This window comes from Bdellovibrio sp. (assembly GCF_036384735.1).
Classification (GTDB): Bacteria; Bdellovibrionota; Bdellovibrionia; order Bdellovibrionales; family Bdellovibrionaceae; genus Bdellovibrio.
This window is the reverse complement of the sequence record NZ_DASVLT010000035.1, coordinates 43,203-69,938: the sequence shown is the minus strand read 5'-3', so window position 1 is coordinate 69,938 and position 26,736 is coordinate 43,203. Positions and strand designations below refer to the sequence as shown.

Annotated in this window: 27 protein-coding genes; 12 read left to right on the top strand and 15 right to left on the bottom strand. The window is 42.8% G+C overall.

What is annotated here, in order from left to right; all coding sequences use genetic code 11:
- From mnmE to rpmH, 6 genes are all read right to left on the bottom strand, one after another.
- Complete coding sequence (gene mnmE, locus VF412_RS09810) at nt 1-1,431, bottom strand: tRNA uridine-5-carboxymethylaminomethyl(34) synthesis GTPase MnmE (RefSeq protein ID WP_331339059.1); 1,431 nt, start codon at nt 1,429-1,431, stop codon at nt 1-3.
- Nucleotides 1,432-1,448: 17 nt separating this feature from the next.
- Nucleotides 1,449-2,009, bottom strand: a complete 561-nt coding sequence (locus VF412_RS09805) for a protein jag (RefSeq protein ID WP_331339058.1) — start codon at nt 2,007-2,009, stop codon at nt 1,449-1,451.
- 78 nt (nt 2,010-2,087) lie between these two features.
- Complete coding sequence (gene yidC / locus VF412_RS09800) at nt 2,088-3,719, bottom strand: membrane protein insertase YidC (protein WP_331339057.1); 1,632 nt, start codon at nt 3,717-3,719, stop codon at nt 2,088-2,090.
- Complete coding sequence (gene yidD, locus VF412_RS20085) at nt 3,697-3,972, bottom strand: membrane protein insertion efficiency factor YidD (RefSeq protein ID WP_414640835.1); 276 nt, start codon at nt 3,970-3,972, stop codon at nt 3,697-3,699. The genes yidC and yidD overlap by 23 nt, the downstream gene beginning before the upstream one ends.
- The gene (rnpA, locus tag VF412_RS09795) at nt 3,941-4,300 is read right to left on the bottom strand and encodes a ribonuclease P protein component (protein ID WP_331339056.1); all 360 of its coding nucleotides are present in this window, start codon (nt 4,298-4,300) and stop codon (nt 3,941-3,943) included. Before rnpA ends, yidD begins: the two co-directional genes overlap by 32 nt.
- Nucleotides 4,290-4,439, bottom strand: coding sequence for a 50S ribosomal protein L34 (rpmH, locus tag VF412_RS09790; protein ID WP_331339055.1), 150 nt, complete (start codon nt 4,437-4,439; stop codon nt 4,290-4,292). Before rpmH ends, rnpA begins: the two co-directional genes overlap by 11 nt.
- A 198-nt stretch (nt 4,440-4,637) precedes the next feature.
- Between rpmH and dnaA the strand changes: the two genes are divergently transcribed.
- The 11 genes from dnaA to VF412_RS09735 all read left to right on the top strand — a co-directional run bounded on the left by dnaA (nt 4,638) and on the right by VF412_RS09735 (nt 16,669).
- The gene (gene dnaA, locus VF412_RS09785; protein ID WP_331339054.1) at nt 4,638-6,056 is read left to right on the top strand and encodes a chromosomal replication initiator protein DnaA; all 1,419 of its coding nucleotides are present in this window, start codon (nt 4,638-4,640) and stop codon (nt 6,054-6,056) included.
- A gap of 235 nt (nt 6,057-6,291) precedes the next feature.
- Nucleotides 6,292-7,398 carry a DNA polymerase III subunit beta gene (dnaN, locus tag VF412_RS09780; RefSeq protein WP_331339053.1) on the top strand — a complete coding sequence of 369 codons (1,107 nt, stop codon included), beginning with the start codon at nt 6,292-6,294 and terminating at the stop codon, nt 7,396-7,398.
- A complete protein-coding gene (recF, locus tag VF412_RS09775) occupies nt 7,398-8,522 on the top strand; it encodes a DNA replication/repair protein RecF (RefSeq protein WP_331339052.1) in 1,125 nt (374 codons plus the stop codon). Before dnaN ends, recF begins: the two co-directional genes overlap by 1 nt.
- A gap of 87 nt (nt 8,523-8,609) precedes the next feature.
- Nucleotides 8,610-11,030 (top strand): DNA topoisomerase (ATP-hydrolyzing) subunit B, encoded by a 2,421-nt coding sequence (gene gyrB, locus VF412_RS09770; protein WP_331339051.1) that lies wholly within the window; start codon nt 8,610-8,612, stop codon nt 11,028-11,030.
- Between the two features lie 26 nt (nt 11,031-11,056).
- Nucleotides 11,057-13,558 carry a DNA gyrase subunit A gene (gene gyrA / locus VF412_RS09765; protein WP_331339050.1) on the top strand — a complete coding sequence of 834 codons (2,502 nt, stop codon included), beginning with the start codon at nt 11,057-11,059 and terminating at the stop codon, nt 13,556-13,558.
- A 1-nt stretch (nt 13,559) separates the two neighbouring features.
- Nucleotides 13,560-14,357 (top strand): tetratricopeptide repeat protein, encoded by a 798-nt coding sequence (locus tag VF412_RS09760; protein WP_331339049.1) that lies wholly within the window; start codon nt 13,560-13,562, stop codon nt 14,355-14,357.
- The gene (locus tag VF412_RS09755; protein ID WP_331339048.1) at nt 14,357-14,584 is read left to right on the top strand and encodes an AtpZ/AtpI family protein; all 228 of its coding nucleotides are present in this window, start codon (nt 14,357-14,359) and stop codon (nt 14,582-14,584) included. The genes VF412_RS09760 and VF412_RS09755 overlap by 1 nt, the downstream gene beginning before the upstream one ends.
- Entirely contained in the window at nt 14,584-14,955 is a 372-nt protein-coding gene (locus VF412_RS09750) for a hypothetical protein (protein WP_331339047.1), read from the top strand. The genes VF412_RS09755 and VF412_RS09750 overlap by 1 nt, the downstream gene beginning before the upstream one ends.
- A complete protein-coding gene (atpB, locus tag VF412_RS09745; RefSeq protein WP_331339046.1) occupies nt 14,930-15,634 on the top strand; it encodes a F0F1 ATP synthase subunit A in 705 nt (234 codons plus the stop codon). The genes VF412_RS09750 and atpB overlap by 26 nt, the downstream gene beginning before the upstream one ends.
- Nucleotides 15,635-15,671: 37 nt before the next feature.
- Nucleotides 15,672-15,980 (top strand): ATP synthase F0 subunit C, encoded by a 309-nt coding sequence (locus VF412_RS09740; protein ID WP_331339045.1) that lies wholly within the window; start codon nt 15,672-15,674, stop codon nt 15,978-15,980.
- A gap of 188 nt (nt 15,981-16,168) precedes the next feature.
- Nucleotides 16,169-16,669, top strand: a complete 501-nt coding sequence (locus tag VF412_RS09735; protein WP_331339044.1) for a cupin domain-containing protein — start codon at nt 16,169-16,171, stop codon at nt 16,667-16,669.
- 65 nt (nt 16,670-16,734) lie between these two features.
- On the opposite strand, the gene VF412_RS09730 is transcribed toward VF412_RS09735, so the two are convergent.
- The 9 genes from VF412_RS09730 to VF412_RS09690 form a co-directional block, all read right to left on the bottom strand.
- Entirely contained in the window at nt 16,735-18,120 is a 1,386-nt protein-coding gene (locus VF412_RS09730) for an alpha/beta hydrolase (RefSeq protein ID WP_331339043.1), read from the bottom strand.
- 169 nt (nt 18,121-18,289) lie between these two features.
- Nucleotides 18,290-19,660, bottom strand: coding sequence for a phosphomannomutase/phosphoglucomutase (locus VF412_RS09725; protein WP_331339042.1), 1,371 nt, complete (start codon nt 19,658-19,660; stop codon nt 18,290-18,292).
- Between the two features lie 61 nt (nt 19,661-19,721).
- A complete protein-coding gene (locus VF412_RS09720) occupies nt 19,722-20,675 on the bottom strand; it encodes a 4-hydroxythreonine-4-phosphate dehydrogenase PdxA (RefSeq protein ID WP_331339041.1) in 954 nt (317 codons plus the stop codon).
- The gene (locus VF412_RS09715; RefSeq protein ID WP_331339040.1) at nt 20,668-21,612 is read right to left on the bottom strand and encodes a peptidylprolyl isomerase; all 945 of its coding nucleotides are present in this window, start codon (nt 21,610-21,612) and stop codon (nt 20,668-20,670) included. Before VF412_RS09715 ends, VF412_RS09720 begins: the two co-directional genes overlap by 8 nt.
- Nucleotides 21,605-22,573: a peptidylprolyl isomerase gene (locus VF412_RS09710; RefSeq protein WP_331339039.1), complete on the bottom strand. Its 969-nt coding sequence runs from the start codon at nt 22,571-22,573 to the stop codon at nt 21,605-21,607. The genes VF412_RS09715 and VF412_RS09710 overlap by 8 nt, the downstream gene beginning before the upstream one ends.
- Nucleotides 22,574-22,614: 41 nt before the next feature.
- Nucleotides 22,615-23,424 carry a peptidylprolyl isomerase gene (locus VF412_RS09705; RefSeq protein ID WP_331339038.1) on the bottom strand — a complete coding sequence of 270 codons (810 nt, stop codon included), beginning with the start codon at nt 23,422-23,424 and terminating at the stop codon, nt 22,615-22,617.
- Between the two features lie 51 nt (nt 23,425-23,475).
- Complete coding sequence (locus VF412_RS09700; RefSeq protein ID WP_331339037.1) at nt 23,476-24,036, bottom strand: lysophospholipid acyltransferase family protein; 561 nt, start codon at nt 24,034-24,036, stop codon at nt 23,476-23,478.
- A gap of 95 nt (nt 24,037-24,131) precedes the next feature.
- Nucleotides 24,132-25,100: an electron transfer flavoprotein subunit alpha/FixB family protein gene (locus VF412_RS09695; protein ID WP_331339036.1), complete on the bottom strand. Its 969-nt coding sequence runs from the start codon at nt 25,098-25,100 to the stop codon at nt 24,132-24,134.
- Nucleotides 25,101-25,113: 13 nt separating this feature from the next.
- On the bottom strand, nt 25,114-25,887 hold the full coding sequence (locus VF412_RS09690) for an electron transfer flavoprotein subunit beta/FixA family protein (RefSeq protein ID WP_331339035.1): 774 nt from the start codon (nt 25,885-25,887) through the stop codon (nt 25,114-25,116).
- Between the two features lie 179 nt (nt 25,888-26,066).
- On the opposite strand from VF412_RS09690, the gene VF412_RS09685 reads away from it, so the two are divergent.
- Nucleotides 26,067-26,723: a succinate dehydrogenase cytochrome b subunit gene (locus tag VF412_RS09685; protein WP_331339034.1), complete on the top strand. Its 657-nt coding sequence runs from the start codon at nt 26,067-26,069 to the stop codon at nt 26,721-26,723.
- Nucleotides 26,724-26,736: the final 13 nt, after the last annotated feature.

The window sequence follows — 26,736 nt, the reverse complement described above, 5'->3', positions numbered from 1 at the left end:
TTACTTCCCGATACAAAACTCTTTAAAGACACGATCCATGATTTGATCATCGAATCGCTTTCCTAAAGTTTCGTGAATCGCGATGAGGGATTCCTTTAATTCTAAAGCTAAGAACTCAGAACCCATTCCCTGATCCACAACGGCCTGCGATCTTTGTGTATTTTCAAGAGCTCGCTGAAGGTTTTCATAGTGGCGGGCATTGGAAACAAGAACCGTGTTTTCCATCTGCAAATCCGCGAATTCCTTCACAAGTTCTTTCAAAACATCAGAACGCACCTTTTTATCAAGAGCACTGACAAAGAACACCCTTCTTGTGAAGAAGGCTTCAGGATCGTGAATCTTTTGGAAAAATTTACTGTTTTTAATAGCTTTTTCGACGGTTTCTAGGGGTTTTTGCCCCCCTATTCGGTCGGTTTTATTAGCTAAAATGAAGGTTTTTTGAGGATCTAGAGACTCTAATATCTGAAGTTCTTCAGAAGAAAGGCCCTTTTCCACGTCGAAAACAAAGAACACCACATCAGATTCATTCTGCGCTTCATAGCTTCTTTGAATACCAATGCGCTCGACCAAGTCCGTCGCTTCATCACGAAGACCGGCTGTATCGACGAATGTAAACTTCATTCCTTCAAAAGAAGTATCCCCATGAATCACATCGCGAGTTGTGCCCGGAATATCCGTAACGATGGCTCTTTCGTCTTCTAAAAAAAGATTCAGTAGGCTGGATTTGCCTACATTCGGAAGACCCGTAAGAACAATTCTAAAACCATCTTTTAAAAGACGGCCGACTCTGAAAGTCCCGACGAGTTCTTTCAAGGTCGCTTCGATTTTTTTAAGACGTTGAATCACGATCGTATTATCGACCACGTCAATGCCTTCTGTGGAAAAATCAATGCTTGCTTCTGCATGAGCCAAGATCCAAGTCATATCATCTTCGATTTGCTCAAGCTTGTGCGACAAAGAACCTTTTAACTGTCTAAGAGCTAACTTTGCAGCCTGCTGACTTTGCGATTCGATCAAAGAAAGAACGCTTTCTGCCTGAACTAGATCCAACTTTCCGTTCATGAACGCACGATAAGTGAATTCACCACGGTCTGCCGCACGAGCGCCCAATTGGATTAACTGATTTAAGATTGTTTGGCAGATGAGTGGACTTCCGTGACAGGAAATTTCGATCACTTCTTCACCGGTAAAGGATTTACCGTTTTTGAAGTAGGTTACCAAAACCTCGTCAATCTCAACGCCATTCACCGTCGACAAATTGCCGAAATAAACGCGATGAGATTCAGGATGTTCAGGTAAAAAGGAGGCGACCTTTGAAACGATCGCTAATGTAACAGGGCCACTAACTCTGATGACAGAGATTCCGCCCACTCCGTGAGGAGTGGAGACCGCACAGATAGTATCTTTGTCACGATCTCCTCGGAATGACATGTGGCCCTTTCTGACAATTACTCGTGGTGAGCTTCTTCAGCGCCACCAGCAGATTGGCTTCCGCCTTTTGCAGGATAGATTTTGATTTTTTTGTAAAGACCGTCACCCAATGAGCGGCTTTTGATACGAGGATCTTTCGCCAAGTATTGGTGAACAACTTTGCGATCTTTTGGTGGCAATGCTCTGTAGTACACAGATTTACCTTGCTCGATGCAGATTTGTTTCAAGTTCTCTGCACGTTCGATCAAAGCATTTGCAGACTCATCACGGTAACCACCGCAGTCTACTGTTACATTTGTTTTGTCGTCTGGGAAATTGTGTTGGATCACGCGTTTCAACAACAATTGGAATGCATCAAGCATCTGACCTTTTTTGTCTTTCAAAAGTTCTTCATCTCCGCCAGAGAACTGCACAGACAAGATGCCTGAACCGTCTTCTTCTTTCTCGGAAGTGATTTCAAAAGAAAGATCGAACTGAGCTTTCTCGATGATCCCCTCTAGAGTCTTTTGAACAAGTGCTTCAACTTCGCTGTTCGCACCTTTGCTTTTTCCACCGAAAAGCTTACTGAAAAAACCCATTATACCCCCTAAATAAAATAATAAATAAATTTACGAGGCGCCGTCACAGCACCTCAGATTGTGCGCCTGAAGCGCGTACTAGGCCTTCGCTACTTTCTTTTTAGTCGTAGGAGCCGTACCCTTTACATCTCTCATAATGAAATACTGTTGGATGATACCGAATAAAGTACTCACAACCATGTAAAGTGTTAACCCCGCAGGCAATTGCAACATGAATACAGAGAACGCAAGCGGCAAGAACATCATGATTTTCGCTTGAGTAGGATCCATTGTTGATGGAGTTAATTTTTGTTGGATGAACATAAATACAGCCATCAAAACTGGAAGAACATAGAACGGATCATGCGCACTTAAATCGTGAATCCATCCGATAAATGGAGAGTTATAAAGCTCTACAGAATTACCGATTACACGATACAAAGCAAAGAACACCGGAATTTGAATAACCATTGGAAGACAGCCACCCATTGGGTTTGCTCCGTGTTGTTTCATCACGGCCATCATCTCTTGATTCAAACGCATTGGATCATCTTTATATTTCTCACGAAGATTGGCGATAACAGGCTGAACCTTTTGCATCGCTTTCATGGACTTCGCAGACATCAAATTGAATGGAAGAACACAAAGACGAACAAGAAGAGTTAGCATAATGATCGCGAAACCCCAGTTGCCAATAAAGCCGTGGAAAGCCTTCATCACGTACAACAAAGGACGAGAAATCGCGCCAAAGAAACCGAAATCAATAACACCCGCTAGTTCTGGATCCACCGCTTTCAAAGAATCGATGGATTTAGGACCTGCGTAGAAGATTTGACTAAAAGTCATTTCGTTCGCCAATTGAACTGGCACATAAGTCACTTCAGCAAGCGCCGTTTTATTAGCGACATCAGAAGTAACCTTGGCATTCGGCGCCAATTGTGATTTATCCAAAGATAGAGCTGTGAAGTATTGTGACCCAATAGAAACAAGCGGCGCATTTTCAAAAGACTTATCTAAGTTTTCTTTCGCACCAGAGAAATTCACAGTATCTGTTTTACCAGAGTGACCAATAAAGAAATCTTGGTGTGAATAGGATGGGAACAAGAAAGATTTTTTTCCTGCTGCAGTTGATTTTTCCGGAAGCAACAGTGAGAAACCTTTTTTAATTTGGTCAGTTGGATTCGTGATTGAAATCGTGTTTTTGAAAGAAGAGTTTGCGATATCAAATTGCAAATCTCTTTTAATAGTCATGGCTCCGATTTGGGCTGTTCCAACAAAATGACCAGGTGTTTGTTCTGTCACATTAAAATCAATCGGTCTTTCAGAACCCACCAAACGCATTGCGAACAAGGCGTATTGATCAGAAACACCCAATTTGATTTTATTCTTTTCTTTATCTTCATAGTTATTCACGGTGAAGTCTTTAAGACCCATACCGTGGTTTGTTACCGAGAAAGAAACTTTGTCATTCGAGAATGGGAATAGTTGATCGGCAACTTGTGAAACTGTTTCAGACTTAGTTTCCACCGGACTTGGTGAAGTTGCAGGAGCAGCTGTTGGATTTGCAGCATTGGTCGCTGTTTGTGTCTGCTCTGTTTTAGGTTTGTTATAGTTGGGATATTTCTTATTCAGATATTGCTGCCAACCGAAATAAACAACTGCAACGGCCGCAATAGCTATTAATGTTTTCGGATCAAAGATAGACTTATTATCGTTCTGTTGTTGCTGCATGAAGCTTCCCCCCAGGGAGCGGAACCGGATCATAACCATAAGGTCCACCGGGTCTGCATTTACAAACTCTTTTGCCGATTAACCAAAGAGCTTTATGTGTATGATGTATTTTGATTGCATCGAGTGCATAAGCTGAGCAACTCGGTTCAAAGCGACAGGCACCACCCAGATGAGTAGTCCCAATTGATCTGTAAGCCGCAACGAAAAACCAAAGGAGTCCCCTAAAGGCCCTTTCGTACAGCTTGTAAACCACGGTCCATAGCTTTAACAAATTCCCCGTGTGCGAGGCCTTTGTAGAAGTTTTCTTCCATGGGTTTAAAGATAATGTTGATGTCAGCTTCAAGCGTGTTCCCAGCTTTAAGCGACTCTCTGAAATACTCACGACTCCAACGTTTCAATTTGTTTCGAACAATAGCAGAGCCGACTTTACGACTTGCCGTTACTCCAAAACGCAACTGACCTACTGAGTTCTTCTGATAATTCAGAAGCAACCATTTAGTAGGCCAGTGTCTTTTCCCGGATTGTTTGAGAGCGAGAAATTCAGAACTGCGCTTAATTATTAATGGAGAACTATTTTCCACTAGTAGAAACAGTAAGACGTTTTCTACCTTTTGCGCGACGGCGATTTAGAACTTCTTGACCAGCTTTAGTAGCCATTCTTGCACGGAAACCGTGTGTAGTTTTACGACGTTTATTTGAAGGTTGGTATGTACGTTTCATGACTCTTCTCCCGAAGTTCTTTATGAAGGTTTTTTTACGACGCTATTTGACGTCAATTACATCTATATATGTATGCCACAAAGTTGTTATCAACTAGATACGTGGGGCACTAATTAATCACAATGCAGCATCAAGGTCAACTGTTGAAAACTTCAGCTCCCCTTGTTAAGAGGTCCCTGCTTCTGAGGGGATGTGCGCGTGGAGTTGAACTCTTCTTTCTGGAATTTGATTAAGACGAAGATGAAGAGCCGGAACGATAACAATAAGTTATTGGATACTTGGCTTGATCCTATCGAATATATCTCGACAGCGGGTTCTGTCGAGCGTCCCAAATTGATACTCGGCGTACCCAATGCCCTTCATCAATACTTCGTTATTGAGAACCTACAGGATAAAATTTACACAGAGATTTCCGACACTTATGGTCATCCGTTCGAAGTTGAGTTTAGTATTACGGGACACAAAGTAAATACACATATTGAGACCTACAATACTCCTGTAGAGGAATCTTCAGGTGGATCAGAAGTTTTGCAAGCTCAGCTATCCAGAACCCAGGGTATTCAGACTACTCAACCAAGGTCCAATGAAGGTTCGCTGAATACGGACCTTACTTTTTCGACTTTCGTCGTAGGTAAGAACTCTGAATTTGCGCACGCAGCTTGTTTTAACGTGGCTAGGAACCCAGGGGCCGACGACTACAACCCTCTCTATATATATGGACCGGTTGGTATGGGTAAAACCCACTTATTGCACGCGACTGGAAACCATATTCGGGAGCAATTTCAGCAACTTAGAATTACATATATTTCGGCTGAACGCTTTATGAATGAATGTATCTCGGCGATTCGTCGTCACGAGATGGATAAGTTCAGACAAAAATACCGCGAAAACTCAGACATCCTATTAGTGGATGACGTGCAGTTCATTGCACGGGGTGAGGCTGTTCAAGAAGAGTTCTTTCACACGGTGAACAGTTTCATCGATAACCGTAAGCAGGTTATCCTGGCTAGTGATCGTATGCCGAAGGATATTCACGGCCTCGAAGACCGCAGTCGTACACGCCTTGAGCGCGGTTTGATCGTGGATATTACAATGCCAGATCTAGAGACCCGTATCGCGATCCTTCGTTATAAAGCAGAGAAATTCAATGTGCGTCTTCCAGAGGATGTCGTGAATTACATCGCGCGTATTTCCAAACGTTCGATCAGAGAACTCGAAGGCAACTTGAAAAAGGTGAAAATGTTCTCTGAGCTTCAAGGTTTGCCGATTGATGGTGAGCTTGTGAAGCGCATTCTTTCCCATCATGAAACTCAATCCACCATTTCGGTGGAAGAAATCATGAAGCTTGTTGCGGACCACTATAAAGTGCGCGTTTTGGATCTAAAATCATCTACTCGCGCGAAGCCAATTGTCGTTCCACGTCAAATTGCGATGCATTTGATTAAGAAGTTTTTGGATAAATCTTTGGTGGATATCGGTAAAGCTTTTGGCGGAAAAGATCACACAACTGTGATGAATGCCCTTGAAAGGGTTAAAAATCTACAGGCAACGGATCAAGATATCGCTAAAGATATCGAAGATTTAGAGACAAGAATCCACAATATCACAGGGGTGTGAATGTGGACTGTGGATAGACCTGTGGAAGAGTTTGGGGCTAAAAATGTGGATCCGAGTTACCCCCAAATTTGAAGAACTTCATGGTCACTTGTGCAGAGGCTTTATCCACAACTGTTTTTTAGTGTTTACACGCATTTAGAGGATTTGTTAGGTTTTCCACGCCCCTACTACTACTACTAGTTATTTATATTATAAGTAATAGTTAATAAGAGAGGCATTAAAAGAGGGACTTGTTATGAAAATTGAAATTGATAAGAGAGATCTATTAAGCCTTATCGGAAAAACTCAAAATATCGTTGAGAAGCGCAATACAATGCCAATCCTCATCAATGTTTTGCTTGAGGCAGATCAAAACTTACTGAAAGTTTTCGCAACAGATTTGGAAGTAAGTCTTACGGACCAAATCAAAGCGCAAGTTCATCAACCAGGTAAAGTTGCTGTATCAGCAAAAAGTCTTTTCGAAATCGCAAAAGAACTTTCTGAAGGTCCAATCACTTTAATTAAAAAAGAAAATAATTGGTTGGAAATCAAACAAGGGAAATACACATCAAAGATTGTTGGTATATCTGCTGAAGAATATCCAATCTTCCCTACTTACAATTCTCAAGCTTTCATCAAGATTGATGCACAAGTTTTGAAAGAGATGATTGATAAAACAATTTACTCTGTATCGAATGATGAAACTCGTTACCACTTGAATGGTGTGTTCTTTGAATTGAATCCACAAGCCGGTTTCAAAATGGTAGCGACAGATGGTCACCGTATGAGTTTGGTATCTAAGTCATCTTCAGACATTAAAGTTTCTGCTACTCAAGGTGTAATCATCCCTCGTAAAGGTCTTCATGAAATCAAAAAGATTTTGGAAGGCATCGAAGGCTCTGTGGAAATCGCTGTGGAAGGCTCGCAATTCGTATTGAAACATTCATCAACAATCTTGATGATTCGTTTGATCGAAGGAAAGTACCCGAATTATCAACAGTTTATTCCACAGAAACTTCCGCAAAAAGTTATGATCAACAAGGAAGCTTTCTTAACTTCATTGAAACGTGTGTCTTTGCTGGCGAATCAAAAATCAAAAGCAGTTCACTTGATTTTGAATAACGGCAAGATGGAAATCTCTTCGAACAATCCAGAGTTGGGGGATGCGAAAGAAGAAATCGAAGTTGAATATTCAGGCGGAGAAATCAAAATCGGTTTCAATGCAAAATACATCACTGACATTCTAGCAAGCATCAACAACGACAAGATCGATTTCGAACTGAACGATCACCTATCGCCGGGTTTGATGAGACCGCATAACGATGCGTCTTACACTTGCGTAGTAATGCCTATGAGAATCTGATGATTTTTGAACGACTACGTCTTGTTAATTTTAGGAATTACCGAGACGTAGTTCTGTCTTTCTCTCCGAGAGTGAATGTTTTCCTCGGCGAAAATGGACAAGGTAAAACGAATCTGCTTGAAGCGATGTACATGATCTCTCAAGGTGATTCCTTCCGTTACTCTGACAATTCCACACTGATCAACTCGAATAACCAAGAAGCACTTATTCAAGCTTTGATTAGTCAGAACGATCTTCACTACAAATTGAAAATGGGTCTGTCGAAAAGTCGTAAGGTTCTAACGTTGAACGAAAAACGTGTGAACTCTGCCGACGTTAGAAGAATTTTTGCGAGTGTCGTGTTTAGTCCCGAAAGTCTATCTTCGATCAAAGAAGGTGCGGATCATCGCCGCGAACTCGTGGATGAATTACTGATTACGTTTGACCGAAAAAACGTAAATTTGATCGCCGATTATCGAAAAGCTCTGAAAACGCGCAATAAGATCCTTAAAAACTTTTTAGAAGGCTTGCAGGACAAAACGGTCACTGAGAACCTTTTGGAGTCTTTAAACCCCCAATTTGTGCGTTTAGGGGCCGATTTAACCTACGCCCGCATTACTGCGCTCGCTGGCTTATCCAAAGATTTTAATAATGCCATGCAATACATTTCTGGAAATTCCGCTGTGGATATCTCGGTGGAATATGTGATTTCGGATCAGAATGCGGTGAACTTTTCCCGAGAAGAAGTCCAATTTGCCCTCGAAAAACGCATCAAAGAATTGCATGATGCAGAGCTCTCAAGTGGAACCAGTCTAGTAGGGCCACACAAGCATGACATCGTCTTCCTATATGGTGGAAAAGACTCAAGATTTTTTTGTAGCCAAGGGCAGCAAAGAGCCATCATTCTTTCTTTCAAAATGGCCCAAATTGTGTATCATAGAAAGGCTCACGGCACCTATCCTGTGCTGATGTTAGATGATGTTTTATCCGAACTCGATAAAGCCAAAAGAGAAGCGCTGATTACGTTCTTACACGAGATCAATACGCAAATTTTTGTGACGACTACGGATTTCACATTGCCCGACTCATTCAGCCTCGACCAGGTTTCTGTTGTGCGCATCAAGGATGGTCACATTCTTGATTAAGTAACTTCAGTTTCTAAACTGAGGTGAATGAACGAATGCGACTCCGTCGACAGCGTCGAAGGGTATGCAAAACAATGAGGGGTTACAGTGTCAGTAGAAGAACAAAAATCCTACTCGGCCGATTCGATCCAAGTCCTAGAGGGACTCGAAGCGGTTCGTAAGCGTCCTGGTATGTACATCGGTGATACCGCGTTTAAAGGTTATCACCATCTTGTGTATGAAATTGTGGATAACTCGGTAGACGAACATCTTGCAGGTTATTGCAAAACTATCAAAGTCTCTATCAATGCAGATGAATCAATCACAGTCGAAGATGACGGCCGTGGTATTCCGGTTGCTACACAAAAACAAACAGGCAAATCAGCCCTAGAACTTGTTATGACAGTTCTTCACGCCGGCGGTAAATTCGACGGTGGTGGTTATAAAGTTTCCGGTGGTCTACACGGCGTGGGTGCTTCCGTTGTGAATGCGCTTTCAACTCGTGTGAGCGTTGAAGTTCAACGTGACGGTCATTTCTGGAGACAAAGTTACGAGCGCGGTAAAATTCTTGCGCCAATTCAACAAGGTGAACCAACTACAAAAACTGGAACGAAAACTACTTTCAAACCAGATCGTGATATCTTCAAAGACGAAACTTTGACTTACGATTTTAACACTCTTGCGAATCGTTTCCGTGAACTTGCGTTCTTGAATGCGGGTCTTCATATTTCTTTGTCGGACGAGCGCACAGGTAAGAAACAAGATTTCCAATACGCTGAAGGTGTTGCGGAATTTGTTAAATACATGAATCAGTCTAAGAAAGCTCTTCATAACGAAGTGGTTTATTTTAAGGGCGAGAAAGACGATGTTGAAGTAGAAATTGCGATGCAGTGGAATGATTCATATTCTGAATCTATCTTCACATATTGCAATAACATCAACACTCACGAAGGTGGTACTCACCTAGTTGGTTTCCGTGCGGCTTTGACTCGTACAACGAATGCTTACGCGACTGAAAAAAATCTTTTGAAAGATTTGAAAACAAACCTTGAGGGTGAAGACATCCGTGAAGGTTTGGCAGCAGTTATCTCTGTAAAAGTTCGTGAACCGCAATTCGAGGGTCAGACAAAAACAAAACTTGGTAATGCTGAAGTAAAAGGTATCGTCGAGTCTTTGGTGAATGAAAAATTAGCTGACTGGATGGATCGAAATCCTTCGGTTTCTAAAAACGTGATTATGAAGTGCGTGGAATCAGCGCGTGCTCGTGAAGCTGCTCGTAAGGCGCGTGATTTAACTCGTCGTAAGACAGCTCTTGATGGTGGATCGTTGCCAGGTAAAATGGCGGACTGCCAAGAACGTGATCCTGCACTTTGCGAATTATATCTGGTCGAGGGTGACTCTGCCGGTGGTTCTGCGAAACAAGGACGCGATCGTCGTACCCAAGCGATTTTGCCTTTGAAAGGTAAAATCCTAAACGTTGAAAAAGCGCGCTTTGATAAGATCATCTCTTCCGAAGAGATCAAAGTTATCATCTCTGCTCTTGGTACTGGTATCGGTAAAGACAACGTGAACGTGGATAAAATCCGCTATCACAAAATCATTATCATGACCGATGCCGACGTCGATGGATCGCATATCATGACTTTGCTTTTGACGTTCTTCTATCGCCAAATGCCATTGGTACTTGAGCGTGGTTATGTGTACATCGCACAACCGCCTTTGTATCGTGCGAAAAAAGGTAAAGAAGAAACTTACCTGAAAGATGAAGCTGCATTGACAGAGTTCTTATTGAGCTCGGGCCTTAACAACTTCAAAATCAAGGGAAAAGAAAATTTGGGCGAACCAGAACTTCGCCAATTAATTTTGAACATTCAAAAACTGAACAACCTTCTTCGTGTTTCTTCAAAAAAATACGACAGAGACGTTTTGTACTTCCTACTTTCTAAAGTTGCTGATTTTGAAAAGACCTTCGCTGACGAAGGTAAAATGAAGGCAGCTCTTGAGGATCTTGGTGCTTGGATTAATTCAGATCCAAAACTTGGCATCACAGAATACAAAGGCGAAGTTAAAAAAGACGAGCTTACCGGCCAAGCTTACGCTGACATCTACACTGTTCGCTATGCAGATCGCATGACGACGAAGTTTGGTTTGGATAACTTGCGCTCTTCAGAAATTATTGAGCTTCGTAAAATCTGGGCCGCGATTCAAAGTGTAAGTACATTGCCTTTAACGATCCTTGAAGGTGAAACGGAAGTTGAGTTTGAAAACTACAACGACTTCTATGCTCATGTGATGGAATCTACGAAAAAAGGAATGTACATCCAACGTTACAAAGGATTGGGAGAGATGAATCCTGAGCAGTTGTGGGAAACTACGCTGAACAAGGAAAACAGAACTCTTCTGCAAGTGACAATCGATGATGCTGTTGCTGCAGACGAGACATTCTCGATCTTAATGGGTGAGATGGTAGAGCCTCGTCGTCAATTTATTCACGACAATGCCCTTCTCGCTGAAAGCTTGGACGTTTAATTTTTAGTTTTTAAGTTGGTGTATGTATGGAAAATAATAATCAAGAAAAGGGTGTGACCCGCGTAGACGTCAGTAAGGAAATGCGTGATGCATACCTTCAATACTCGATGTCCGTTATCGTTGGTCGTGCTCTTCCAGATGTTCGTGACGGTCTTAAACCTGTTCACCGTCGCGTTTTGTTTGCACAAAGTGAAATGAACAACCGTCCTGGTAGACCGTATCTGAAGTCTGCCCGTGTAGTCGGCGACGTAATCGGTAAATACCATCCACATGGTGACTCTGCGGTTTACGAAACTATGGTTCGTATGGCCCAGGATTTCTCTTTGAGATATCCACTTGAGGATGGTCAAGGTAACTTCGGTTCTATCGATGGTGATAGCGCGGCAGCTATGCGTTACACCGAGATCCGCATGACTCATCTTGCAGAAGAGTTACTGAACGACATCGAAAAAGAGACCGTTGCATTCGGTCCCAACTACGATGACTCTTTGCAAATTCCATTGGTGTTGCCTGCGAAATTCCCAAATCTTTTGGTGAATGGTTCTTCGGGTATCGCGGTTGGTATGGCGACAAATATTCCGCCACACAATTTGGGTGAAGTGATCGATGGCTGTGTGCACTTGATCAATAATCCACAATGTACTCTTGAAGACTTGATGGTTCACATTAAAGGTCCGGATTTCCCGTCTTATGGTATCATTGCGGGTCGTGAAGGTATCCTTCAAGCTTATAAAAAAGGTCGCGGCATCATCACGTTGAAAGCTGTTGCGGAAATTGTTCCGCAGAAAGACCGTGAAGAGATCATCGTTACCGAGATCCCTTACCAAGTTAATAAAGCGAAACTTATCGAAAGCGTTGCGGACCTGGTTCGTGACAAACAAATTGAAGGTATCTCTGATATCCGTGACGAGTCTTCTCGTGAAGGTATGCGCATCGTGATTCAATTAAAACGCGGCGAAAACGCTAGCGTGATCTTGAATCGCCTGTACAAATTCACGCAAATGCAAGTTTCAGTTGGTATCATCATGCTTGCGCTTGATGCGAAAAACCAACCGGTAACTTTCGACTTGAAAGGCATGCTTGAAGCGTTCGTTGATCACCGTCGTGACGTTGTTACGAAACGCTGTATCTTCGAATTGAAAAAAGCTCAAGAGCGTGCGCACATTTTGGAGGGTTTGAAAAAAGCTCTCGATCACATCGAAGAAGTTATTAAAACGATCCGTGCTTCTAAAGAGGCAGTGGCTGCTCGTGAAGCCTTGATGAAGAATTTCGAATTCTCTGAAAAGCAAGCGGTAGCGATTCTGGAAATGCGTTTGCAACGTTTGACAGGTTTAGAGCGTGATAAAATCATCGCTGAACTTGCAGAGTTGATGAAACAAATCGATTGGTTGAAATTCGTTCTTTCTGATGTTCGCGAAATTTACAAAATTATCGTAGGCGAACTTGAAGATATCAAAAAACGCTATGCAGATGGCCGTCGTACTCAAATCCAAGGTTCTTTGGATGACATCGAAGACGAAGATTTGATTGCGGACGAAGACATGGTTGTTACTGTGACAAACACAGGTCTTATCAAACGCATGCCAACAGCTGAATACCGCGTGCAAAAACGTGGCGGTAAAGGTTTGAAAGGCATGGAAACGAAAGAAGAAGACTATGTCACAGACTTGTTTTCTGCCTCAACGAAAACGATGCTTCTTGTCTTCACTGACAAAGGTAAAGTCTACTGGTGTAAAGTTCATAAACTTCCACTAGGTTCTAGAACTTCTAAAGGTAAATCACTGGCGAACGTTGTTCAGCTTGCCAGCGGAGAAAATGTTCGCGCGATTCTCCCAGTAGATCAGTTCGACGAAAATAGATTTGTTGTGATGTTGACTGAAAAAGGTGTGATCAAGAAAACATCTTTGGATGCATTCGCGAATCCTCGTACAGCAGGTATCATCGCTTTGACGACGGATCTTGATGACGGCGTTATTGACGTTAAAATCTCAGACGGACAAAGCGATATTTTCATCGCAACCAAAGAAGGTATGTCGATTCGTTTCAACGAAAACGACGTCCGTGGTATGGGGCGTACAGCTCGCGGCGTGAAGGCAATCACTCTTGCAAAAGACGATATTGTTGTAGCGATGGAAGTTCTAGAAAAGAACACTCCTGATACAATCTTAATGGTGACTTCTAAAGGCTACGGTAAGCGTTCAGAGACTAGCGAATACCGCATTCAATCTCGTGGCGGTGTTGGTATCATCACTCAAAAAACAACTGATAAAGTTGGCGTAGTTATCGGAACGAAAAAAGTTTCTGATAAGCATGAGTTGATTTTGTCGACAGATAAAGGACAAGTGATCCGTATGAAAGTAACGGATATCTCTGTTCTAGGCCGTAACACACAAGGTGTTCGTTTGATTAATATCGATGAAAAAGAAGAAACTGTAACAGGTGTAGCTGTCGTTGAAGACGATCATTCGGACGAAACGCCAGCAGGAACTCCTGCCGCAGGAGCACCTCCTGAGGAAGTAAAACACTAAAATGATCAGAGCACTTCTGATTGTTTTAGTGCTAGCTCTCGGCGCCTGTTCTTCTCAGGAAGAGGGCGATTATAAGCAAGCACAGAAAAACATTTCACAGGGTCACTTCAAAGTGGCCCTGTCTTTTTTGGATCGAGTGGTAAAACGTGATGCCCCAACAGAGTATCCATTAGAGGCCGCTCGTGAAGCTGCTCGCATATCTTTTTTTGAATTGAAGGACTATCCGAAGGCAATTGAATACCAACACTTCATCGTTCTGCATTCGCCAATTGAAAAGGAACGTGTTGAGGCGCAACAACAAATTGCCTCTATCTTTTTTAACAACCTACAAAATTATCATGCGGCCATTCGTGAATACAGTAAGCTTCAGCAAATGCCTCATACAGATGCCGAAGATGCTCAGTACAAAATCAACGTGGCGCGCGCGCATTATTACCTAAACAACTTCTTCCAAGCAGAATCAGAGATCGATAATCTTCTGCGCTTGAAGGCTGACGACAATATTCGTTTCAGTGCTTTGATGTTGAAGGGCAATATCTTGGTTGGAAAAAAAGAGTTCACCAAGGCCATTGATATTTTTAAAATGCTGATTCAGAGCTACCCACAAAAATCGATTCAAGAAAATGTGGGCCTCACCCTCGCCGTTTGTTATGAGGAAAATAATAATTTCAAAGAAGCCATCAAGGTTCTTGAAGATTATCGCGGCAAATACAATCCTCCTGAGTATATTGAACTTCGTATCAAGCGTTTACAAGAGCGTCTTCGCAATGCCCCTGGCGCCCGCGGATTGAGGAAGTGATGAGAAAGTATATAATTTTTGCATCGATCGGCTTTGAACTTGTCGGTTTGATTCTTGGATGTTTTTTTCTGGACGAATTCTTGGATGCGAAATACCAAACCAAGGGCCTCTTTTTTGTGGGCTTGAGTGTTTTGAGTTTAATCGGCTGGCTGGTTCGTGTGATCTGGCTTCTGAAACGCTTCCAAGATGAAGACGAAAAGAACCCTCCTAACGACGACAAGGTATAGTGAAAGTAACTCTGCTATCCCAACTGGCACTGACGCTGCTGGGATTCTCTCTCTTCTGGTTAAATAATGCGCCCCATCAAGCCCTTTCTTTTGCGGCTGGAAGCTTAACTATCTTAGTTAGCCTCGCCCTTTTGGGTTGGGGTTGGAGCCTTATCTTTGAGAAGAAATTGATTGCCTTAGCAGTTGCGATCATTGTATTTAAGTACGCGATATTAGGCATCATTATCTTCACAATCGTAAAACTACCTTGGTTTAATCCTTTGTGGTTCGCGATGGGTGTTGCGAGTTTCGTAATATCCGCGATCACTTACGCGATTTTTGAAGCTCTAAAAGAAGGAAAGCAAAATGGCGGCAGAACATCATCCGTTTAACTGGACACAACTTATTCCAGCAGTGGGCACTGAGTATTATCATGTGGCTACTTTGGCTATCGTGACAGTTGCAACTGTATTCATCGGCTTGGCTGCTCGTGCAGCTTTGGGTAAAGGTGAAGTTGCAGTTTTGCCAGCGGATAAATTCTCTCTTCGCGGTATCATGGAAATGTTAACAGAGATGATGTCGGGTTTGGCTGAGATGGTTATCGGCGAACATGGCAAACACTATGTTCCTTTCTTCACTTCAGTATTCTTCTTCATCGTGTTCAATAACTTGGTTGGTATGATTCCGGGAATGACTCCTGCGACTGAAAACATCAACACGACATTCGGTTTCGGTATCTTGATGTTCTTGTTCTATAACTTCCAAGGTGTGAAAGAAAACGGTATCGTTGCTTACCTTAAACACTTCATGGGCCCAGTGATCTTCTTGGCTCCGTTGATGTTCGTGATCGAAATCGTATCTCACTTGGTTCGTCCATTCTCATTAGGTCTTCGTCTTGCGAACGTCATGATGGGTGACCACACGGTACTGTCTGTGTTTTTGGATCTAGTACCAATCGGCGTACCAATTCCATTCTATATGATGGGATTGTTCGTTTGTTTTGTTCAGGCTTTTGTATTTACTTTGCTTTCAATGGTCTACGTGGCATTCGCGATTGCACACGATCACTAAGAAGCAAAAATTCATCATCATGTTAAGGAGAAATCACATGAAAAAAATGTTCGTAGTATTGGCTGCTATGTTGGTATCTGTATCTGCATTCGCTCAAGAAGCTGCTGCTCCAGTTGCTGCTGCTGGTTCTGATAAAGGTTTGATCGCTATCGCTGCTGCGTTGGCAATCGCTTTGTCTGTATTCGGTGGCGCTTTGGCACAAGGTAAAACTGCTGCTACAGCTCTTGATGGTATCGCTCGTAACCCAGCGGCTTCTGGTAAACTTTTGATCCCAATGATCTTGGGTCTAGCTCTTATCGAGTCATTGGTTATCTACGCGTTGATCATCGCTTTGAAACTTTCGTAGGTCTACACTTCGACTCCGTCGAAGTAGATTGCTTCGCGGCCTAGGCAGCGAACGAAAATCAAAATATGATTTTGAAAAAGGCTGGGTTCATCCCGGCCTTTTTTATTTAAAGGTACGCCGTACCTTTTTGCGATGCTGGTTGTTAAATCCGCGGGCTTGTTTTTAGAATGAGTTGCGGAGGTATTATTATGAGCAGGCATCCTCATATCGTTAATGCTAAAGATCTTGAGACCATTCACAATCAACATAACCAGAAGGTTGAAAGTAAGCGCAAGCGTCTATCCGCAGCCGCTGGCGGAAAAGAAATTGGTTGCAGCCTTTATGAAATTCCTCCAGACAAACAAGCATTCCCACATCATGCGCACTTCGGAAATGAAGAAGCATTTTATATTATTTCAGGTCGTGGCGAGTGTCGTATTGGTGATTCAAAATACGAAGTAGGAGCTGGTGATTACGTGGCATGCCCAGCCGGTGAAGAGAACGCTCACTCCTTAAAGAATATTGGTGCGGAGCCCTTGGTCTATTTGGGCATTTCAACTTCCAACTCTACTGACATCATGATTTATCCAGATTCGAAGAAGATTGCTATCGCTGCGGGTGCCAATATGCAACAGGGTTTGAAAACGGCAAAATATTATAAAGTTATGAAGGATCAACCCAGCGTTGAATATTACTTAGACGAAGAGTGAATATATAGATTTATCTATTGAGCTTGTCCCAAGGGTAAGTTCGAGCATGCTCCTTGCCGGATCTTTTACTTCTTCTGATAGTGGATCTGTGTGAATGGGATTTGATTGATAGATTCAATCTTTGTCGAAACGTCATGTCCTTTTAAGATATCGCCCATTATGTCTGCGAATTGATTCTTCTGCTGTTGACTGACCTCATCTTCTGTCATTAGTTCATAGGCGGGGTTGTGACCGGATTTTCCAAATAATAAGAACTGGGCAAAACCAACAGATGAATTATTATAATGTTCGATCGCGTCTTTATAATAAACCCGAGGATCGAATCTTCCTTGTAGGTAAGTAGTTGGAACTTTCACAGGATACTTCGAAGCAATGTAGATGTCCGAATCCTTAGCTGGACGATCACACTTGTTCGAGTCTTTAGCTGTGACTAGTCCGTTATTGGTGACGTAAATCAAAGTATCTGAAATAGGGTCTTTACCTGTTAGTTCTTTGCAAAAGAGAATATCGTGCATGTGCGTGTCAACCATTCCCATCTTTAGGATTAGCAGATCATCAATTTCGTTGTATGAGTTTGAATCAGAGTCGTCGGAGTATTGTCTCTGCATTTGTCCAAATGACCTATTCAAATCGTAAAGTTCGAAATTCTCAGAAGCCCCGACCTTCTTTAAAAAATTTTCCAAGGCATAGAATCCATAGTTCGATAAGTTTTCGATTAGAGCTGAATTTAAAGGAGAGGGATCATTCTTGGTTGCCTTGGATATTTCGAAAAGACGTTTTCTTTGCATTTCATTGAGATGAGACCATAAATAGGCGGCGGCGTCTTTCGTTATACTCGAAGGATAATGAACCCCGTCATAGACTACTCCTTCAAGGATTAGAGCCGTGGTTGTTTTGGGGAAGAGGCTTGCGTAAATTGTGGAAGGAACAGTTCCATAGGAAACACCGTAGACAGACACAGAATTAAGAGCGTAGTGCTTTCTCAACTCGTCCATATCTTTCGCCGTATTGGCAGAACTATAAAAATCAGGCGAATTATATAGAGCTTCTGTCAATGGTTGAGAACAACCAAGACCTCGTTGATCAAATTGAAGAAGATTAAATTTCCCGTTGGTTATTTTCTCCAAGAAATATTCTAGAGGATACCCTTCGAAGTGGCTTGCCTGGCCTGGGCCGCCTGCTACAAAAATTACTGTAGGCAATGCTGGATTGAATGGCCTAGAAAAGTAAGAATAGATAGGTGTTGTCCCGAGTTCTAAATGATTGTAGTCGACAGGCACATTAACAAATTCACCACTCTCGCGTTTGACGAGGTTCGACTCGCGACAAGATTTGCCGCCATCGTAAGCAATAACTAAAGAGTAAGCCGACGGATAATTTTCGGCATGAGCAAAAATCGGCAGCATTCCTAGTGTAAAAGAATTAGTCACAATGCCTGAAATGGTCATCATTGCGATCAAAATTTTGTTTAACGAAACCCTAATTTTCACTCACCACCACCAGGAAGATTAAATCCCCTGATTGCAATAGGTAAGCCGAGTAAAAAAAGGCCGAAGATTCTTCCTCGGCCTTCTACTGAATATAAATAGCGAAGCGCATCGCAAAAAGGTACGGCGTACCTTATAGGTATTTGTTTACTACGGCTTCTACGCGGTCTTGGATCGCCTTCATGCCTGCGGCCGTTGTTGCTTCATAACGAACAACCAATACTGGCTGTGTGTTTGAAGAGCGGCACAAGGCCCAACCGTCTGCGAAGCTTAAGCGGATACCGTCAGTCAAATCAACTTTGTAGTCTGCGCCTGGGCCGCCTTTGAAGGCCTCTTTCATTTTTTCTACGATCAACACTTTTTTCTCTTCAGTTGTGTCGATGCGGATTTCTGGAGTGTTGAATGCTGGTGGCAAACCTTCCAGTAATTGCTGGATATTCTTACCAGATTTTTTCAAAATTTCTACCAAACGAAGACCTGCGTATGGAGCGTCGTCGTAACCATAATTGCGGTCTGCGAAGAAGATGTGACCGGACATTTCCCCGCCGAATGGTGCCTTTTCAACTTTGATTTTTTCTTTCACCAAAGAGTGACCTGTTTTCCACATGATCGGTTGGCCACCGTGTTTGGCAATATCATGGTACATGCGATCAGAGCATTTCACATCGCCGATGATCTTCGCACCTTTTTGTTCCGTTAAAATTGCACGAGAGATGATTGTCATCAACTCGTCTCCGTAAATCATCTTACCAGTATGATCCACAACGCCGATACGGTCCGCATCGCCATCGAAACCGATACCGCAAATCGCGCCCTCTTTTTTAACTTGAGCAGCAAGATCCACCAAATTTTCTTCGACTGTTGGATCTGGATGATGATTTGGGAATCTGCCATCTGGTTCTTCGAACATGATAGTTGGTTTTTGGTTACAAGCTTCGTAAAGGCCACGAACAACCGAACCACCAGCACCGTTACCGCAATCCAAAACGATTTTTACACCGCTCAAATCACCGAACTCTTTTTTGTAGCGTTCGTAGTACATTGGTTTGATGTCGATGTGTTCTTCAGAACCGTGACCGTTGATGTATTCGTTCTTCTCGATGATCTCGCGAAGCTTTTGAATTTCTGCACCGAAGATTGTTGATTTACCGACAGAGATTTTGAAACCGTTGAATTCTGGTGGATTGTGGGAACCCGTTACTTGAATCGCGCCATCAACGCCCTTCAATTCAAATGTAGAGAAATAACAGACAGGAGTTGTCACAAGACCCAAGTGAATTACTTTAGCACCAGACTCCATGAAGCCTTTTGCCAAGTTTTTTACGATCGCTGGACTGCTCACGCGAGCATCGTGACCGATAGTGACCGTTGGATTTGAGATGTTTTTATTTTGCTTCATGTAGACAACATAAGCGCGCGCCAAAAGATATGCGAAGTGGTCGTCGAACTGACCATTGTAAACGCCGCGGATGTCGTATTCTCTGAAAATCACCGGTTGATACATAAGTTACCTTCTTCCTGAATTAGATCTAGGTATTCGGAATGATTAGAATTAATATTAACTCTTAGTGCTGTCGAGCTAATTTTATAGCCCAGCGAATGGCATCGGTCATTGAGTTGGCGTTTGCTGTATTTTTTCCAAAAATATCCTTCGCAGTGCCGTGATCGACGCTTGTGCGTACGAACGGTATCCCCAAGGAAATATGCACTCCACTATCCTGTCCGTGGATCATTTTAAACGGGATTAAACCTTGGTCATGATAGAGCGCCACATACACTGAATATTTCTTCCAGTTCACCGGAAAAAATGCGGCGTCAGGAACAAGAGGTCCCTCGATGGGAATTCCGTGCTCTTTGGCGAAAGATCTCAAGTTTGGAAAGATCAGCAACTCTTCTTGGCCGATCAAACCGTCTTCACCCGCATGAGGGTTGAGTCCCAAAACGGCGATTGGTTTTTTCCTATCGGCTATTGCCAAATTTTCACGAAGTTGATTGGCGTGCAATACAGCCTCAGCAACGGCCGAAAAACTTAAATGTTTAGAAACTTTCGAAACCGGCAAATGTCCCGTTGCCAAAACGACATTGAATTTGTCGCCGGCAAAGCCCATGTGCACATGTTTTGTTTTAGAAATGCGTTTTAAAATATCTGTGTGACCTAGATCTTTGAAACCGGCTTCTTTAATAGAGGTTTTTGATAGCGGAGCCGTAGCCATAGCGTGGACTTGTTTTTTGAAGCAAGCCTTAGCGGTGACTTCAACCCACTCTGCCGGAGAATTTTCCGAAGCGATGTCGACAAGATAAGGACCTTCAACTTTAAGCCCCTCTTCCAAAGAATCCACAACAATGCGTGTGAATTTTTGATCGAGCATTTTTAAATATTTCGCTGATGCATTTTCTGAGCGCCACAAAAAGAATTGGACTCCTTTTTGTGGGCCGAGTTTATGAAGGGCTTTAGCCGTGACCTCAAAGCCAATGCCGTCGATGTCACCTGTAGTGAGAACGACTTTAAGATTACTCATTGATTCTTACGAAGGACTCTTCTCGTTTATTTTGTAACCACAATTTTAACTGACGCTTGAAGCTTGCTTCAAGAAGCTGACCTTTGATGCGCTCTTTTGCTTTTTCAAATTTAGGATCAGTCGTAAGTTTCTTGCCAGTCAGTTTAACAATATGAAATCCTAAACGAGACTTCACGATTCCTGTCGTTTCGCCGACCTTCAATCCAGAAATGGCTTCTTCAATTTCTGGTAAGAATTCGCCAGATTTGAAAGTGCCGAGAGCTCCGCCCGATGTGAAGTTGGGATCTTCGCTGTATTGTTCAGCTAATGTTTCAAAACTTTCGCCATTACGAAGCTTTGCCAAAACTGCTTCAGCACGTTTGTAGGCGGCTTCCGGAGATCCTTTTTTTGGATTGAAGAAAATGTGCGCGACACTGAATTCATCAATTGAAGGACGGCTGTTTGGATTTGCTTTTAAGTATTCATTCAAAGCGTCGTCATCAGAAATGCGTAGTTTTGAAATGATCTCTTGGTCCATCAAAGATTGTTTTTCAATTTTGCTCTTCAAGAACACTTTGTATTCTTGAGATGAGATGCCTTGATTTTTCAAAATACTTTCTAGCTCTGCCTCGCTGACATTATTTCTTTTTGCCATATCCTTGAATTCAGATTCAACGCGGTCGTTTGTTACACTTAGGTTCAAACGCTTGATCTCGGATTCGATCAATTTTTCGTTAATAAGATATTCAAGTTGAGCTTTGCGATCACCCTTCAAACTGTCTACAGATTTGCCGTCAAGCAAAGCATCGTCGACCATGCCGGGCTTGGTCATGCGCTTTTGAAGTGTTTTAAGATCTGACTCCAGAACGATTTCTGAATTCACAATAGCCAAAGTCTTTTCGACGACTTCGGCTTTTACAGGGGCAGACATCATAAGGGCAAAGAATAAACTAATCATTCGTTCCTCGAGTATCGACAGAGATAGAATTCATCAAATCATAGTCCTTTAGGACTTTACTACTTCTGAGCTGCGCATCAAGCCATGCGACATATTCTGCCTGCTCGCGTTGCGCCTTTAAAGTGCGAACGATTTGCGGCTTTACCTCATCCAAAGTGGCTGTTGAGGCTGGAGCTTTCTTCTCAACGCGGATCAAATGGACGCCGAAAGGGCTTTTAACTGTCTGCACGCCATTGCTTGCTGTGAAAAGGCGATCGAAGTAGTCCACGGTCCCCTTTTCAATCCAACCAACCACTCCGCCATTCTTAGCTTCTGGAGTGATCGAGAATTTTTTCGCCATATCGGCAAAGTCTTTGGTCTTTAAATCGTTTCTAATAGCATCTGCTTTCGCTTCATTATCAACGACGATTTGGCGGATGTAGATGCGTTCTTTGCGTTTGTACTGATCTTTATGGTCTTCATAATAGCGTTTCACTTCTTCATCAGAAGGATTTTTAACTTTCTCGTTAATCTTCTTAAACACTTCGCGCTCGATCAATACGTAACGAAGTTCTTCGCGCCATTCTGAAAATGACAAATTTTCTTGCGCCAGGGATCTGCGAAAAGAAAGATCATCGGGATAGTTGGCTCGCAACTTATCCACTTCTTTATCCAGAGTGCTTTCGCTAACAACGATGCTTTGGGCGCGAGCCCAATCAAGAGTTAAACTTTTCACTAGGAAATCACGCAGAATTTCCTCTTTCACACGATGAATATTGCTTGGATCTTTTGCTGCCAAAGCGTCGAAGTTGCGAAGCTTGCGGGCCAAGAGATTCGCAAATTCTTTCGTAGTCAAAACGTGGTCATTCACCTGCTCGACAGGCTTTTTGGAAAGACGCTGGTAGCTGGAAGGACAACCCGCTAAAGAAAGGCTTAATAAAATAAAAAGCCCCGTTGTAGCGGGGCTCTTAAGAAATTTCATTTTAAATAATTCCTTTTCGCCAAGGCGAAACAAAATGACTGCTATTTTAATGCACTTTTATTTTCTTTGATCGTGTAAGTCTTTTTCAACTTTTCGAAGTACTCATTGAAAAGTTGCTTTCTCTTTTCATCGAATACAGCGGCTCTGATCTGGCGCTTATTCGCGTTTTCAAAGCTTCTACGACCTGTCAATTTTACGATGTGAAAGCCAAACTGAGTTTCGATGAGCCCCTTGATTTCACCGACTTTCATGCTTTGGATCGCTTCGTAATAGTTAGGAACAAGAGTTACACGAGATTGCCAGCCGATGTCACCACCAACTTGCTTAGAAAGAGCATCGTCAGAGTATAGTTTAACAAGCTCTTCGAAGGGTCTTTTTGATTTCTTAACTTCTTCAAAGATCTCTGTTGCTCGCTTTTTTGCTTCAGCGATTTGAGCAGGAGTTGCGCCCGGCTTATATTCGATCAGGATATGGCTAGAACGAAGCTCTGGATTTTTTTTGTACCACGCTTGCATTTCAGCGTCGGAAACTTGGATTTTTTGAACCTTTTGGCCGATATCTTTTTCAAGCAATGCTTTGTACATAACTTGATTGAATTGATCCTGAACGATTGGATCTTTTTCTAGACCGCGCTTTCTAGCTTCTTGAACACCCACTTCATAACGAATCAAATCTTCGAGGAAAATATCTTTTGGTGGAGGATTGATCGTTTGAGATTTAACTTCGTTGTACTTTTTATTGAAGTCTTCAAGTGTGATTGCCTTGCTGCCCACTTGAGCCACCACTTCAGTGGATTTTTGTGCAAATGCTGTCGCCGAGATGAGCATCAAGATGCTGATAACAAATTTCATCTTTAAAAGTCCCTTTAAAAAGTTGAATCGAACTATGAAAAAAGGCTAGCACTAGGCATCATTTCCCGCAATGAAATTAAGAGCTTGCTGTCTTGCATGGTGCAAAAGCGTCTCTAACTCTAGAGCAAGGTCTGGGTTTCTTGGATCGACGTCTTTCTTAATTTCTTCCATCGGTCCGACCCAATAAATGATCACTCGTGCGAAAGGCTTTGGAAGAAAAGTTTTGTTCCAAGATTTCGGAAAGTAAAGAGCACGATCACAGTACACACCGACAGCGTAAATCGGGCCGTGAATCATGCGTGAAAGTTCGAAGACTCCGGGCTTCACTTTGTGTAACGGACCTTTGGGACCATCTACCGCAAAGCTGCAATTTCCCCCGTCTTTTAGTAAACGCAAAAGTCCTTTGAGCGCCTGAACACCACCGCGAGTAGATGATCCACGGCTTGTTTTTGCGCCCATCCATTTTAAAACTTTGGCCATAAGCTCACCGTCTTTGGATTGCGATGCAATCGTAGCGATGCTGTATCGTTTGACGATCGAAACAAGCGCTAATTCATCGCCATGCCAATGCGCGAGCACGACAGGCTTTTTATTTTTTAAATTGAGCTTCATGGACTCAGGTTCAATGATCCGAACCCTCCACGTCCATGAGAGGATTCGGTAAAATACGAAAACGATGATAGGAAGAAAATATCTTCTGAACACGATTAGTGGTGAAGAGCTTTCTTGAACTCTTCAGTCAACTTAGGGACGATTTCCAAAGCATCACCTACGATACCGTAAGTTGCTTTTTGGAATATCGGAGCGTTCGCATCGTTGTTAATTGCAACGATAACTTTAGAACCGCTCATACCCGCCAAGTGTTGAATCGCGCCAGAGATACCAACAGCGATGTACAAAGAAGGAGCTACTGTTTTACCAGTTTGACCGACTTGCATACCATGTCCAACCCAGCCAGCATCAACAACCGCACGAGAGGCGCCTACAGTTGCACCAAGAACGTCAGCCAAATCATTCAAGATCTTGAAGTTCGCAGCTTCTTTCAAGCCACGACCGCCAGAAACGATGATATTTGCTTCAGTCAAATCCAACTTTTCAGAAGTGCCTTTTACGATCTCTTTGATCAAAGTTTTAAGATCAACAGTCGCAGCCGCGTGTTCTGTCACAGTCGCTGTTTTCGATGTGTCAGCAGCTTCAACCGGAAGTTGATTCGCACGCATCAAAACGATCTTAATTGGACTGTTTTCAAAATTTACGGTCGCAAATGCTTTGCCAGAGTACATTGGTTTCACAGCAGTTACGTTGTCCCCAGAGATCGTCAATTGAGTGCAATCAGAAGCAACACCTGTATTCAAGCGAGCTGCAACACGCGGGAACAAATCTTTCCCAGTTGAAGAAGCCGAAGCAAGAATGATCGATGGTTGAACTTTGTTAACGATAGCAACCAAGTTTGCTGCATAAGATTCAGGGTTGTAAGCATCCAAAGAGGAGTCCTTAACAACATGAACTTCGCTCGCACCATTGTTGCCGATAGCAGCAGTCACATCACCCGCGTGAGAACCGAAAGACACAGCAACAACAGTGTTGCCAGACTTCGCAGCTGCCTGCAGAAGCTCGATAGAGCTGCGCTTAAGTTTTCCGTTTGCTTGTTCAGTAAAAACTAAAACTTTTCCCATGTTCGCTTGCTCCTTACAGAACCTTCGCTTCGTCGCGAAGAAGTTTAACCAACTCAGAAGCCTGAGCAGAAGAATCGCCAGAGATCATTTTCACCGCTGGTTTTTCTGCAGGAAGAGTCATGCCAGAATATTTAACTTTGATGTCAGTTGCAGGAATGTTTAAAGAAGCAAATTCGATCTCTTTGATCGTTTTCTTTTTTGCTTTCATGATGCCTGGCAAGCTTGCGTAACGAGGCATATTCAAACCTTTGTTCGCTGCCACCACAGCCGGAGCCATCATTTGAACAACTTCTTTCGCGCCACCTTCGATGTCGCGTTCAACATTTACATTTTCGCCTGCTAGAGCGAATTTAGAAACGACAGTCGTGTGAGGAACGTTTAAGAATTCTGCAAGCATTTGGCTTACTGAAGATGAATTATCATCGATTGCCAATTTGCCAGAGAAAACTACTTTCGCGCCACCTTCTGCTTTGATCACCTCAGCAAGAGCTTTTGCTGTTGAGAAGTTATCCAGGTTTTCGGCATTTACTACGATGGCTTCATCAGCACCCATCGCCAAGGATGTGCGAAGAGATTCAACAACACGAGCCTTTGGTCCAACACTAACAACCCAAACTTGAGAACCTGCATTTGCATCGCGAGTTTTGATAGCCTCTTCGACTGCATATTCGTCATACGGGTTCATAACCCACTTAATACCCGCCGTGTCGATACCAGATTGGTCGGGAGAGATCTTAATCTTTGTTTCGGTGTCAGGCACCTGCTTGATGCACACAAAAATCTTCATATTTTTACCCCGTTTTTTAGAGGTTTTGTTCTATCGCAAGTCTAGGAAACGCAAAACTAAATTCCATATTTAACGTATCGCGAAACATGATGAGCGTCATAGACACTTTCCACCCCGAGGAGTACTTTGATAAAAACTTATTGAGAATATAAAAGATCTTAAACAAGGGGTTCTACACCATGTCTGGATTTCTCGGTTCAACCGTCGGGAAAAAATACTTAATGGGAATCACCGGTTTGATTTGGGCGGGCTTCGTGCTTGTTCACATGGCCGGTAATCTTCTAATCTTCGTTAGCAATGATGCATACAATGCTTACGGACACGCTATCACTAGCGGCAACATCGTTTACGTTGCAGAGGTGATTCTGGTGCTTGCGCTTATTGCGCATGTCTCACTAGCAATCAATTTGACTGTAAACAACCGTGAAGCCAAAGCACAGAAATATGCAGTGGCTGCAAAAGGCAAAAAGCGTGTGACTCTTGCCTCTCGCACGATGGCGATTCAAGGCTCTTTGATTCTTGTTTTCATTATACTTCACTTGATCACTTTCAAATATGGAACTGTGTACACAACAAATGTTCACGGAACTGAAATGCGTGATCTAGCAAAACTGATGGTCGAAGTCTTCGCTCAACCTGGTTACGTTGTGTGGTACGTAATCTGCTTAATCCTTCTTGGCTTCCACCTGAAACACGGCGTGGGTTCTTCATTCCAATCACTTGGCTTGATGGAAGGCACATATCGTGAAACTTGGAGAAAGCTAAGCATTGCCTACGGAATTATCGTAGCGCTTGGTTTCATCGCTCAACCTCTTTACATTTTCTTCGGACGCTAAGGAGACGACGATT